This is a genomic window from Rossellomorea sp. LJF3 (genome assembly GCF_037046045.1).
GTDB lineage: Bacteria > Bacillota > Bacilli > Bacillales > Bacillaceae_B > Rossellomorea.
The window spans coordinates 32,289-45,025 of sequence record NZ_JBANLY010000009.1; the positions used below are offsets into that span (position 1 = coordinate 32,289).

Consider the following 12,737-nt stretch of genomic DNA (forward strand, 5'->3'; position numbering starts at 1 on the left):
TTATAGATTCTTACTTTCGGAATGTTTTTCAAAAAAAAGAGCAGGGATTCAGCTCCTGCTCTAACGTGATAGGGTTTCTACGATTTCACTGTACTCCATTTTCTCCACTCCTTCGTAGAAAACGAGCTTATGAAGCTCGGGAAGGACATTCAGTTGATGAAATACAAACTGGACCGCTATTAATAATATGACATGGATGATGGCTAATTTAATTAAAATTCTTTCTACCGTTTTCACTGAGATCACCCTTTTTCTTTACTAAGAAAAAGTATGTGTACATTTTGGTTTTTTATTCAAGTAAGCCTTTTTTTCTTAAGTCGAGCTGTCTTTCGAAACAATATCTTAAAATATGCTGCCTCTGATTTTCAGTTAAATGAACAAACTCGATGCTCGCTATTTGTTTGTGCTCCTTTTCCCAGACCCGAATCACTTTTCCTTCGATTTCCGCATACCGGCACTCCCCTGTCTGCATGGGGAGGACGATGATGGTGGACAGCTTGACGCCACTTTTCAAATCCATTCCCTTCCTGACCACCACAGCACATCCTCCTGCACTTAGATCTTCCGTGATCGTCGGGTAAAACTGACCATTGATCTTTAATGAAACGTCAGTACTGGCTTCTACACGAACGAATTGCCTTCTTTGGACTTTCATTAACCCTTCATCTCCGGGATAGTGCAGGTGGATCATCGGTATCTTGGATAATTTACGGCCCATCACTTCCGTTTCAAACATCAGGACGGTCTGCTCATTGACGGTGAAGCTTGCTTTCATCTGTGTTCCATCAATTAAAAAAACGGCTTTCTCCGTTTTGGTATGGATGGGATAATCTATAAAGATCCCCTCCTCGGAAAGTTCGACCACCCTGCATCTATATCGATCAAATGTTTCATTATGTATAGGCTCCAATTGCAATGTGGTACCTGCTTTTATCATAGTCCGAAATTCCCACTTTCCCATATTATGTATCTATATTATGTCACGAGATCCCTCACCTTTCCATACCTTTTTTAACTCCATTCTGAATTTTCGAATAAGAAGAGAGGGACGGACCTCCAAGTAGGAGGTCCGTCCCTCTAAGTGCTAAACGACTTCTTCATAAATGGGCTCTGCTTTTTTGAGCCTTTCTACTTTTTCTTCTTCTCCTGTGTCTGCATTGACGAATATTCTGTAGGTATCTTTACCCAGCATGCCCATGAATTCATAGCAAAGCACTTCTTCGTTCAGGTCGTTTACGATCACTGCCTGGCGCTCTTCCATTATCTTCAGTTTGGGGTTCGTCGTTTCCTTCGCCTCTGCCTTTGTAATGGAAGCTTTAGGGATTTCTCTATCATGATTATTTTTTAAGTATTCTTCAGCAGCAAAACCGACAATCTGTCCATTATCCAGTGCTACTTTAATTTTGACTGAATCAGGATAAATCCTCACTCCATCCAGGACCGTCACGTATGTGAAAATACCGATGTTATCATATTGCGCACTCTCAAACATCTCAAGCTTCTGGAAATCATTTTCCTTCAGGAAAGCCGTCGCTTTTTCAGCTGCCTTGTTCAAGCTGATCTTTGGTTCCTTAATTTTACGATTATTGATATACCAGATCGGATACCCGCCTTTTTGGGTGATATCCATGCTCGCTTCGGTATTTCCATTTCCGATCGATACACTATAGAATTTGTAGTCGGCCCCTTTCCCGCTTTTTGATACTTTTGCATCTTTCGATTTAGGGATACCGGAATACCTCCTCAATATCTTGACTGCTTCCTCTTTGGAAATCTCTTTCCCTTTTAACTTTTTAAAGTTTTGATCTTTTTTCTCCGTGTTGACGAAGGTGGTCGTTCCAAAGTTCGCTTCATCATAACCAGAGACATTTTTTTCGACGGTCTTGAAGCCATCGATGATGGTATTGTCTGCCTGTTCATTCCCTGATGCCAAGGCAAGTTCAACGTCCATCCATCGTAAATTGTTCTCCATGACAAGATGCTGTACTTTTCTTAGCTGGTTCTGTATATCGGCACTTTGTTCATACAAATTTTCCAATGACTTATACTCTTTATCCGTTAATGGATTTTTATCTAAATCCCTTACAGCTACCCGATAACTGAAGTCACCGATATTACTCAGGAATTCCTCCGTCTTGTTAAACGGGAGCAGAGTTAAAGGAAGCTGTCCTACGTCACTGTGGGCCTGTGACGTTAATCTCCACACATCGGCTAGTGCGGGTGACAGCGATTTCCTTGAATTCATGGCAAGAGTGGAACCGATTTTGTCATGAAGCAGATCCACCTGGTAGGTTAACTCATGAAACGCACGTTGATAGTTATTTTCTGCATTGATCAGTATCGCATTCTTTTCCTGATGTTCCTGGTACCCCCAAAAAGCGGTCCCGGCTACACCGAGGACGAGCACCGTAATTAGAATGACACGTAGCAATTTACTTCACCTCTTTAACTACAGAATATGTGTTTACCAATTTTCTTGATTTGTGGACGCGACCATATCCACTTGCTTGTTGCTGTCGCAGGATTAAAGTAATATAGGGCACTGGACGAAGGATCCCAGCCATTTATTGCATCTAAAACCGCTTCTTTCGCCCTTTCATTAGGCGTCAGCCAGATTTGTCCATCCGCCACGGCTGTAAAGGCGCCAGGCTCAAAGATCACACCTGCTGCCGTATTCGGGAAAGCAGAGCTGTCTATCCGATTAAGAATGACTGCCGCAACAGCGACTTGCCCCTCATATGGTTCTCCACGGGATTCTCCATAGACTGCATTTGCCATCAGCTGAATGTCATTTTGGGAAAATCCATTCGGAGTATTCACCGCCGTAGGCTTAGAAGGGGCCGGCTTGTTTTGAGCAGGGGCCTTTCCTCCTCCCCCACCTGTCGAACCTTTTTGTTTATCTAAATCTGTTCCGCCGTAATGGCTGAAGTCATTGCCTTTTTCAATTTGATTTTTCACATATTCCTTATTGTACTTTGATGCCTTCACAAGTTTTTCTTTTGTTTTCGCACCGGCAAGGCCATCGATCGGAAGACCGAACTCATATTGAAAGTTTCGGAGTGCCCAATAGGTCCCCCATCCAAATACACCATCAATATCGCCGTTATAATATCCGATATATTGAAGTCTGGATTGAAGCTCGATTACATCCTCACCCGTTGCGCCATGCTGAATTACCTGGTTCGTAAAAGCGTCTGCCTTCTCCCCTTCAGAAGAGATCATAAGAAGAGAACACATAAGCACCATGACGACTGAAGTAGAAACCCATTTGAAACGACTATTCATAATGCCTTAACCTCCATATCTTCAATTAACATTAACTCTAGTTTTTGTAGAGGCTCCCATTTTATACAAGTGGAATCATTAAAAATTTGAAAACAGGAAAAAGCACCTGCACAAGTGAAGCACTTTGATAAGACACTGTAATGTCTCAGCAAAAAGGATGTAAACAAGTAAGGTTATAATGAGTGAGGGATACTTCATTAATTCAAACAGGAGGGTCATGATGGAGGACTATTTAGCGAAATCTTTGGATGAATGGAAAGAGGATATTTCGGAGGTATTGGATCAAATCAATACAGATTATGAGGAAGTAAAAAAAGAACTGAAGGTCTATTCCTATAAATACGGAATTACAAAGCAGGTCATTCAGTCCACGGTGAATGAAGAAATCATTGAAAATATCAGGGAAATGTATCATAAGCCATTTGAAGAAAAGTATAGTGAACTGAAAGAATACATACGCGACTTGGATGAAAAACGAAAAGTATTTCAGATGTTTGTGAACAAAATTGATGAAGTGAAGCGGAAAGAATCCCCAAAAACTGATCTTGCTGCTGCCTATAAATAAATTGAACCCCCGCATTTAGCGGGGGTTCTTCTAATTCAATGGAAAAGACGCCCTTATCGTGAGCGTCTTTAAATGACTTCTTTCTTCAATTCCCTTTTGTACTTCTTCTCTGTAAGCTGGTGGGCACTCTTCACTTTCTTTAATCCCAGCCACCATAAGAAAAACATAAAAGGAACCATATAGTAAACCCAGTTTTTCTCAGAAAGGAAAATATAATTGTAGGTTCCATGTAACAAGATTGGCACCGAAATGGCCAGAAAGAGCCATTTATGCCTTTCTTCTTGGGATGAGAACTTGGCTTTCCCTAAATAATATCCCATGATGACCCCGAAAAGGGCATGACTCGAAACAGGGAGTACCGCCCTCCCAAATGCGTGCTCAACGCCATTGGCGATCAAATATAATATATTTTCTACTGTAGCGAATCCAAGAGAAACACTGGCACCATACACAATCCCGTCATATGGTTCGTTAAAGTCCACGTGCTGGAAGATGGCAAACATTAAAATAAACCACTTAAAAAACTCTTCGAGGAACCCGGAGGAAATGAAGGCTGTAGACCAATTGGAATCAATAATCCCTTCCACTTCCAGGACATATTGTAAAAACATAATCGGAAAGGTAATAAGGGCCCCGAACATAAACGTTTTAAACACCAATGTAATGGGTTCGGCATCGTATTGATCCCGTAAATAAAAGTAACTTAACAATGCTAATCCTGGTGCTATACCCGCTGATAAAATCACCAGCATAAAAAGTCCTCTTTTCTTTCGGTTTTCTTAATCGTATCATGTTAGTGTAGGATTGGAAATAGGAATTTAAACGGTTGGAGGAATGAATGATGAAGAAAGATATTTTAGTCATACATACAGGCGGCACCATCTCGATGATGGAAGACGAACAGACAGGAGCCGTTTCACCGGGAAAAGAAAACCCGCTCTCTGTGCAGACATCGATCGTTTCGAGTCTGGCGAATCTGAGTGTAGTAGAAGCATTCCATCTGCCCTCCCCTCATATTACGCCTCTGCATATGCAGCAGTTGAAAGAGATCATCGAAGAAAAGTTTCAGGAAAAGCCCTTCCACGGGGTCGTGATTACCCACGGAACAGATACATTGGAAGAAACAGCCTATTTCTTAGACTTGACCCTCTCCCTCCCCATCTCGATCGTGGTGACAGGGGCAATGAGATCAAGCAATGAAATAGGTGCTGACGGCTTATATAACCTGATTTCATCTGTACGGGTAGCAGCGGACGACAAATCCATGAACAAAGGGGTTTTGGTTGTCCTGAATGATGAGATCCATTCTGCGAAAAATGTGACCAAAACCCATACGAGCAATGTATCCACTTTTCAAAGCCCACAGTATGGACCGATTGGGATCGTGACGAAAAGAGGGGTCCTCTTTCATCACCAGCCAACCTCCAACGAGCACTACGAGGTGTGTGACATTTCCAAGAGGGTGACCCTCATCAAGGCATACGCAGGAATGGATTCAGGCTTACTGAGGGCGATAAAGGATCTTCAGTACGACGGGGTCGTCATCGAAGCATTGGGTCAGGGGAATTTACCTCCGGAAACGGTTACGGGCATCGAGGAACTGTTAGAAGCGAATATTCCCGTCGTATTGGTTTCCAGATGCTTCAACGGGATTGTCCAGGACATTTACGGATATTCAGGTGGAGGAAAACAACTGAAGGAAAAAGGGGTCATCTTCTCTAACGGCCTAAATGGACAAAAGGCCAGGATCAAGCTTGTTGTCGCCCTTTCCCAAATCCTTGACATGAAAGAACTGGAAGCGATTTTCAAAAACTAGTAAACGGCTAAGAGTAAATAGACGAAAGAAAGAGGCTCCTCTGTGAGCCTCTTTCTCATTCTTTATTCTTTTTTCGTTTCCATGATGGATCCGGCAATCAGCCCTCCATGCAAACGACCGTTTTCTATGAAGATTTCATTGGCGTTGTTTCCTGCCGCAATGACCCCTGCGATATAAACTCCGGCTACATTTGTTTCCATCGTTTCGGGATTGTGGGCAGGACGCCCGGTTTCCTTATCGATTTCTATCCCCATCTTCGTCAGGAAGCTGTGATCGGGATGGTAGCCGGTCATGGCAAACACAAAATCACTCTTAACTTCTTTCTTTACTCCATTAACGTTGTAAAGAACCGAATCCCCGGTTATCTCATCCACACATGCCTGAAACTCCATCGTGACCTCACCGTTTCTTACAAGGGCAGCAAAATTCGGTAGGATCCAGGGCTTGACACTTTTGGAATATTCACTTCCACGGTATAAAACCGTGACCCTTGCCCCCGCTTTATTCAGTTCGAGTGCTGCATCAACCGCGGAGTTTTTCCCTCCGATGACCACCACATCTGTATCAAAAAAAGGATGGGCTTCTTTAAAATAATGAAACACATTCTCTTGTTCCTCTCCCGGGATATCCATATAATTCGGGTTATCGTAGTATCCGGTAGCGATGACAATCGACTTACTTTCGTATTGGCCTTTAGAAGTCGTCACCGTAAAGCTCCCGTCGTGCTTCTCTACTTTATGGACGGTTTCAAACCGGTTGATCCTCAGCTTTTTACGCTTTGCCACTTCGCGATAATACACCAACGCCTGATTCCTTCTTGGCTTATGTTCTTCAATGACAAAAGGCACATCACCGATCTCAAGCTTCTCACTCGATGAAAAGAAGGTTTGATGGGTAGGGTAGTGGTAAATCGCATTGACGATATTCCCTTTTTCGATGATCAAAGGATTGATTCCTTTTTCTTTCAGACTAATGGCAGCAGACAACCCGCACGGTCCTCCGCCTACAATTATGCATTCTTCCATTTTCAAATTCAGACACTCCTTCAATTCCTCTATCTGAATGATCAAGTTCATCCGTACACTTCAGATTTTTAAAAAGTCTTTACTCAGTTATTATGGAATAAGATTGCGTCCAGGTCAAAAAGGAGCCCTCGGTCTCCCGGGTCCACACTCATATTATTGTTTCACGGATAGCAATGGATGTGATTCCAATAGAAAAAAGGGTAGATGCCATGCACCCCACCCTTTTTAATATATCGCTAAATCCACCCTCTGAACCTGCAGGCTTCCGCCATTTTCCTTACCCCAACCATATAGGCGGCGAGCCTCATATCCACTCTTCTTGTTTGTGACGTTTCATACACATTATTAAAAGAGCTGACCAGGATCTTTTCCAGTTTCTCTTCCACTTCTTCTTCTGTCCAGTAATACCCTTGATTGTTCTGAACCCACTCGAAGTACGAAACCGTCACTCCTCCTGAGGACGCTAACACATCTGGTACCAATAGAATACCGCGTTCCGTCAAGATCTTCGTCGCATCCAGTGTTGTCGGTCCGTTGGCCGCTTCGACGACGATGCTAGCCCTGATATTGTGGGCATTCTTGTCCGTGATTTGATTTTCAATGGCAGCAGGGACTAGAATATCACAATCCAGCTCCAGTAGTTCTTCATTTGTGATCGTATTATTGAACAACTTCGTAACCGTCCCAAAGCTGTCGCGTCTGTCCAGCAAGTAATCGATGTCCAAGCCGTCCTCATCGTGCAGGCCGCCGTAGGCATCGGATATCCCGATCACCTTCGCACCGGCATCATGCATGAATTTGGCAAGGAAGCTTCCGGCATTTCCGAAGCCCTGAACGACCACCCGTGCCCCTTCGAGTTTGATCCCCTTTTTCTTCGCCGCTTCATGGATACAGATTGTCACCCCTTTGGCAGTGGCCGTTTCACGGCCGTGGGATCCTCCCAGCACCAGTGGTTTCCCGGTAATGAATCCTGGAGAATTGTATTCATCAATCCGACTGTATTCATCCATCATCCACGCCATGATTTGCGAGTTAGTGAAAACATCCGGTGCCGGAATGTCTTTGGAAGGTCCGACAATTTGGCTGATGGCACGCACATATCCACGGCTTAATCGCTCTAACTCCCTAAATGACATATCCCGGGGGTCACAGATGATCCCGCCTTTACCTCCCCCATATGGAAGATCGACAATTCCGCATTTCAAGCTCATCCAAATGGAAAGCGCTTTAACTTCCTTCTCCGAAACGTTCGGATGAAAGCGGATCCCGCCCTTTGTCGGTCCGACCGCGTCATTATGCTGGGCACGATAGCCCGTGAACACCTTTACTTTTCCATCGTCCATCCGGACTGGTATTTTAACCGTTAACATACGAATTGGTTCTTTCAATAATTCATAAACTTCTTCTGAATACCCTAATTTATCGAGTGCAAGATGAATAACCGTTTGTGTAGATTTCAGCACATCATGCTGCTCTGAACTTTGATGATTTTCTTTCCCCTTATCGGCTACCATATATGTAAACCTCCCAGTATCCTTCACTGTTTAGCAGAACCTCGTCCGCTTTCATGACATAGTATACACGTTTGATTTCCACTTGCAAAGAAGGAAAATTCAATATAGGGCATTTTTTTGAAAACGCTGTCATTAAAGAAAAGCGGAGGCGGCTTGGTCAGGCCCGACAAACATAAGGCGAAGCGGACAGAAAGACGTTCTTTGCCTTTTTGGCCGGTTTGACTTATGACCTCGAGCCTCTAGCCACCGGAGCTGGACACATCGAAAACCAAATCAAAAAGCACCCCCAGGATTGACCCTGAGAGTGCAAAAAACAATTTCCTTATAAGATCCAGCATAAAACATATATTCAAAGGGGGTAAAGATTCAATACCTGGAGCAACGAGTCAAAAATACTGCAATATCTTTTTAATGGAATCCCTTAGTAACACAACTCGGCCATATTCCATCAGGATATGCTTTGTGATCGTCGAGTGTTGACCATATTCGGCGCAAATCGCTTCAAGGACGAAGCTGTCGCTTTCAAGCAAATTCTCTATAAGTACGTAATACTTTTTTTCATAGTGAAAAATACTGCATTGAATGAGGGAATGGCTCAGCTTTCCTATCTCATTGAGGCGTCTGAGAAGGTTGAGTAAGTCCTCGAAATCATTGAAATACACGAGAACATCGTGATCGTTCATGGATTTCATCATCTCGGTACCTTCTTCCCAGTCGGAAAAGTCGTCTTCTGACTCCAACGTGAGGATCAGACAGATTTCCTGATCATCAAATGATTCGATTTCCACTGTGATTTCCATTTGCGTTTCGATGCCGAACTTACCTTGTACTTCATCTAACATGTCTTCGAACAGATCATGCCACATATAGGAATCTTTCCATTGGTCCTGTTCAAATAACCCTTTTTGTTCCAACTCTTCTACACTAATGGAAAATTTTATTTTATTGTCCGAAATTCTTTCGAGCTTCATCTTCGTACCCCCTAGAGTGTGACGATTTATCATCATACTATGTAAGGGGCAAAAAACAGTGCATGCTCTTATAATTTACTTTTGAGCCAATGTTCCCATTCCGATTTGGTTTGTCCCACGATGTGTTCATCAAATTCTGCTTTTACGTCTTTGGGCAGATGATCGATGGCGAATCCGCCCATGCCGATTACGAGATCCTTCCGCTCGTTCTTTAAGGATGTAACGAGTGAAAGGAGGTTATCAACATTGTCAAGCAGTGTGCAAGAGAAGAATAAAAACTTCGGATCCACTTCATCCAGTACGATGTCAATATCATTCTCTTTTATGCTCGATCCCAGATAGATGACTTCAAACCCCTTTCTTCGTACGTAAAGGGTGAAGATCAATAACCCTAATTCATGCCACTCCCCAGGGCCGCAGACAGCCACTACCTTGGGCAATATCCCGTTATGGGGGAATGAATGCATGATGATACCGATACGGGACCTGAGGATGGAAGTGGCAAAATGCTCATGGGCCGTGGTGATTTCATCGTTTTCCCATAAATCCCCGATCCTTACCAGGAGGCTGCCGAGAATGTCGATGACCACCTTGTCGATGGTATACACCGAAAACGACTGGTTGATCAATTCATGAGCTTTCGTTTCATCAAAACTCAATAAAGCCTTTAAGAGATCATCGGAAATCGTTTGGGTGCGATCCTTCTGTTCAGAAGATGCCGTTTCATTCTCTTCCAGTTCCTGTTTGTCCAGTAACGCAACGGCCTGGCTGATGGTAAATCCTTGATCGACCTTTTCAACAAGCCACTTCAATATATTTAAATGCTGTTCGGTATACAAACGGTGCCCGGATTCATTCCGCACCGGCGCAATGATCTGATACCTTCTCTCCCAGGCCCTCAATGTTCCCGGTTGAATCCCTAAAATGGTAGAGACAGCCTTAATGTTGTATTTGCCTTCCAACTTCTTTTCATTGCTCATAAATAGTCCCCCAAGTATTTCTCATCTCTCTAAAATTATAACCCGAGAAACCTCATTGTGTAAAATTTGTATAGGCAATGGATAACATTTGTTCATTCCATCCTTAATGCATCACCAACAAATGGGTTTCAGCCGGGGCACCCAGCCGCAAAGGAATGGCGGTGGTTCCGTAGCCATTGCTCACTAATAGGGTGGTCTCCGGGAGAGTTTCAAGTCTTCCTTTTTTATACATCCCCCAACCGAACAGACGAATCTGCCCCCCATGTGTATGACCGCTTATCATGAAGTCGATTCCGTGGTTTTTCTGAACCTGATTCACAAGTCTTGGATCATGACTGATCAAAAGATTGAATTCATGAGGGTGCACCCTTTCAAGTGAAGCCTCATAATTTGCACGTTGGGTACTTGCGTCATCCACTCCTATTAAGTTCATGACACCGTTGTGAATCTTTACCTTCACTGAAGAATTGACGATTTCGACGATGCCTTTTTTCTTGAATATCTGTTTTAACCTGCTTGTATTCACTTCATAATCATTATTTCCCCATACGAAGTAAACGTTCCCCAATGTCAGGAGTTTGTCAAGATTTCGTTCAACCCTTGAAAAAGGCACCCCTTTTTCCAAGAGGTCCCCGCCGATGATGACCAAATCCGCTTTCCCCTTCACTTCTTCGATGATCTCATTCGAAATTTCCCGTTTATGTATATCGGAAATAAAAAAAAGGGAGAAGGGCTTCATGTGCTGGGGATAGTGAGGCAGCTTAACCTTTTCAATCTTTACGACGTTGCGTCGTGCTTCATATAACATATAAAAGAGGAGGCTGACTCCCCCTGCCAATAAAATAATACTAAACTCAAGCATTGTGGCCTCCTTGACGGCGAAAATCTATTGAAATGATACCATAAAAAATGGCTGAACAGGAAAAAATCATGGTTTGCCATATGCCATATCCGCTTAACACGTAGATCACCGCTAAGTGAAATGGAATGAGGATTGATTCTTTTTGTAGTTTTCCATTCCATAATTGAAGGATAGAAAAGATTTCAGCTTTCAGAACATTCACCTGAACCAATATTCCCATCATAAAAGCAATGGACGCAGCGAAGAACTGTACCGGATTGAGGACCATCTCCACAATGAATTCTGGATTTGTAAATCGTTCGGATGCCGGAAACCACGTAATGAATAGATACCCTAATAAAAACGTAATTATCAGTTTCATGAAATGATTGATCAAAAAAATCCCTCCCATAAATCTTATGAGGGGGATTTTTTTTCATACAGGGATTTATTCAATTATTCATCTTCATGTATATCGAGAATCCGGAATCCCGATTTCTCTAACTTATTAAGGAATTTATCCATATTATCCTTCTTTTCCACCTTCAGGACAATACGGCGTAATAATTTATCGGATTCATCGAACGTTACAAGTGATATCACAGATTCTGAATATTGTTGGATGATGTCACCGAGCCTCGCGATCCGTCCTTCCGTTTCTACAGAAGAGAAAGCGATGCGGACTCCTTTCTGATCCATGCCGAATGCACTTCTGAATTGATCCAGGACGTCAAAGCGCGTAACGAGTCCCAGGAATTTATTATTTTCGCCTACCACCGGGAGGATCGGCGAATCCTTTAATTCGATCAATGCATTTTCAAATACATCCTTTTCAGTCATATATTTGTCCGAATCTGTTATGATATCACTGACCTTTTTCTCTTTGAGAAAGGTTTCCTTGTCCATTCCGGAAAGGAAGAAGCTTTGATAGATATTGTAACGGGTTGCTACGCCTTTAAACTCTTCATTCGAAAGGACAGGTACCCCGTCGATTTTATGGTGTTCGAGCACCGTCAGCGTCTTTTCAACTGAATCGTTTACGTCCACTACATAGCATTTGTGTTTCGGTATCATGGCATTTTTAACAAACATTTGACCACCTCATCATTAATTTCCTACACATTATGTATTCAACATTTCCCTTGTATTTCCCTTCATTCTTATGAATTTATATAAAATAACATGTTCCCTTTCCTTCTATCATATGTTGTTACGAAGGAATTCATTTAAAGGAGGTATCCGTATGCATGAGTTCTATAAAGCTTATTACCCGTATATAAGTCCCAATGATCCGTGTAAACCGATTACACGAAAGGTATATTCGACTCCCCCAAACCTGTATCTTGGATTCCAGCCCCCTAATTTAGAACAGTATACACCTAAAGAAGCTTTGCAGAAGGGTACATTGTGGAAAGTATTTTATGATCCGTATTACAGTCCCTACGAAAAAGCGAAGGGAGAGTGATCCCATATGAAACAGCTTCCCACCCATTATTATGACATGTTGGAAGAACTGCAGGCGGTCGATTTCGTCATTGTTGATCTGACTTTGTACCTTGATACCCACCCGGAAGATTATGAGGCCATCTCACAGTACAATATGTATGTAAAAACCCGAAAACAAATTAAAAAGAAATTTGAAAAGGAGTTCGGTCCACTGACGCATTTTGGGTACAGCTACTCCAATTACCCGTGGGCTTGGAAGGAAGCACCCTGGCCATGGCAAGTGTGAGAGAAGTG

The 12,737-nt window shown here is 42.9% G+C and carries 16 protein-coding genes; 4 read left to right on the forward strand and 12 right to left on the reverse strand.

What is annotated here, in order from left to right:
• Positions 1 to 60: 60 nt before the first annotated feature.
• From V8G47_RS10580 to sleB, 4 genes are all read right to left on the reverse strand, one after another.
• A complete protein-coding gene (locus tag V8G47_RS10580; RefSeq protein ID WP_336200078.1) occupies positions 61 to 237 on the reverse strand; it encodes a YpfB family protein in 177 nt (58 codons plus the stop codon).
• Positions 238 to 289: 52 nt separating this feature from the next.
• Complete coding sequence (locus tag V8G47_RS10585) at positions 290 to 937, reverse strand: flagellar brake protein (protein ID WP_336200079.1); 648 nt, start codon at positions 935 to 937, stop codon at positions 290 to 292.
• A 147-nt stretch (positions 938 to 1,084) separates the two neighbouring features.
• Positions 1,085 to 2,431 carry a germination protein YpeB gene (ypeB, locus tag V8G47_RS10590; protein WP_336200080.1) on the reverse strand — a complete coding sequence of 449 codons (1,347 nt, stop codon included), beginning with the start codon at positions 2,429 to 2,431 and terminating at the stop codon, positions 1,085 to 1,087.
• Between the two features lie 14 nt (positions 2,432 to 2,445).
• The gene (sleB, locus tag V8G47_RS10595) at positions 2,446 to 3,246 is read right to left on the reverse strand and encodes a spore cortex-lytic enzyme (protein ID WP_442970830.1); all 801 of its coding nucleotides are present in this window, start codon (positions 3,244 to 3,246) and stop codon (positions 2,446 to 2,448) included.
• Between the two features lie 259 nt (positions 3,247 to 3,505).
• Here sleB and V8G47_RS10600 point away from each other — a divergent pair, with 259 nt between their 5' ends.
• Positions 3,506 to 3,850: a hypothetical protein gene (locus V8G47_RS10600; RefSeq protein ID WP_034758298.1), complete on the forward strand. Its 345-nt coding sequence runs from the start codon at positions 3,506 to 3,508 to the stop codon at positions 3,848 to 3,850.
• Positions 3,851 to 3,918: 68 nt separating this feature from the next.
• Here the strand turns inward: V8G47_RS10600 and prsW are convergent, their stop codons facing one another.
• A complete protein-coding gene (prsW, locus tag V8G47_RS10605; RefSeq protein WP_336200082.1) occupies positions 3,919 to 4,602 on the reverse strand; it encodes a glutamic-type intramembrane protease PrsW in 684 nt (227 codons plus the stop codon).
• 86 nt (positions 4,603 to 4,688) lie between these two features.
• Between prsW and V8G47_RS10610 the strand changes: the two genes are divergently transcribed.
• Complete coding sequence (locus V8G47_RS10610; protein WP_442970828.1) at positions 4,689 to 5,666, forward strand: asparaginase; 978 nt, start codon at positions 4,689 to 4,691, stop codon at positions 5,664 to 5,666.
• A gap of 62 nt (positions 5,667 to 5,728) precedes the next feature.
• Here V8G47_RS10610 and V8G47_RS10615 read toward each other — a convergent pair whose 3' ends face one another.
• From V8G47_RS10615 to V8G47_RS10645, 7 genes are all read right to left on the reverse strand, one after another.
• Positions 5,729 to 6,697 (reverse strand): YpdA family putative bacillithiol disulfide reductase, encoded by a 969-nt coding sequence (locus V8G47_RS10615; RefSeq protein WP_336200177.1) that lies wholly within the window; start codon positions 6,695 to 6,697, stop codon positions 5,729 to 5,731.
• 230 nt (positions 6,698 to 6,927) lie between these two features.
• Complete coding sequence (locus V8G47_RS10620) at positions 6,928 to 8,205, reverse strand: Glu/Leu/Phe/Val family dehydrogenase (protein WP_336200084.1); 1,278 nt, start codon at positions 8,203 to 8,205, stop codon at positions 6,928 to 6,930.
• Positions 8,206 to 8,591: 386 nt separating this feature from the next.
• On the reverse strand, positions 8,592 to 9,176 hold the full coding sequence (locus V8G47_RS10625) for an adaptor protein MecA (protein WP_336200086.1): 585 nt from the start codon (positions 9,174 to 9,176) through the stop codon (positions 8,592 to 8,594).
• A gap of 68 nt (positions 9,177 to 9,244) precedes the next feature.
• Positions 9,245 to 10,156 carry a MerR family transcriptional regulator gene (locus V8G47_RS10630; RefSeq protein WP_336200088.1) on the reverse strand — a complete coding sequence of 304 codons (912 nt, stop codon included), beginning with the start codon at positions 10,154 to 10,156 and terminating at the stop codon, positions 9,245 to 9,247.
• Positions 10,157 to 10,259: 103 nt separating this feature from the next.
• Entirely contained in the window at positions 10,260 to 11,018 is a 759-nt protein-coding gene (locus tag V8G47_RS10635; protein WP_336200089.1) for a metallophosphoesterase, read from the reverse strand.
• A complete protein-coding gene (locus tag V8G47_RS10640; protein WP_336200090.1) occupies positions 11,011 to 11,379 on the reverse strand; it encodes a hypothetical protein in 369 nt (122 codons plus the stop codon). The genes V8G47_RS10635 and V8G47_RS10640 overlap by 8 nt, the downstream gene beginning before the upstream one ends.
• Positions 11,380 to 11,453: 74 nt before the next feature.
• Positions 11,454 to 12,089: a CBS domain-containing protein gene (locus tag V8G47_RS10645; RefSeq protein WP_336200091.1), complete on the reverse strand. Its 636-nt coding sequence runs from the start codon at positions 12,087 to 12,089 to the stop codon at positions 11,454 to 11,456.
• A gap of 151 nt (positions 12,090 to 12,240) precedes the next feature.
• Here V8G47_RS10645 and V8G47_RS10650 point away from each other — a divergent pair, with 151 nt between their 5' ends.
• Together V8G47_RS10650 and V8G47_RS10655 are read left to right on the forward strand one after the other, a co-directional pair.
• Positions 12,241 to 12,462 carry a spore coat associated protein CotJA gene (locus V8G47_RS10650; protein WP_336200092.1) on the forward strand — a complete coding sequence of 74 codons (222 nt, stop codon included), beginning with the start codon at positions 12,241 to 12,243 and terminating at the stop codon, positions 12,460 to 12,462.
• A gap of 6 nt (positions 12,463 to 12,468) precedes the next feature.
• Positions 12,469 to 12,729 (forward strand): spore coat protein CotJB, encoded by a 261-nt coding sequence (locus V8G47_RS10655; protein WP_336200093.1) that lies wholly within the window; start codon positions 12,469 to 12,471, stop codon positions 12,727 to 12,729.
• Positions 12,730 to 12,737: the final 8 nt, after the last annotated feature.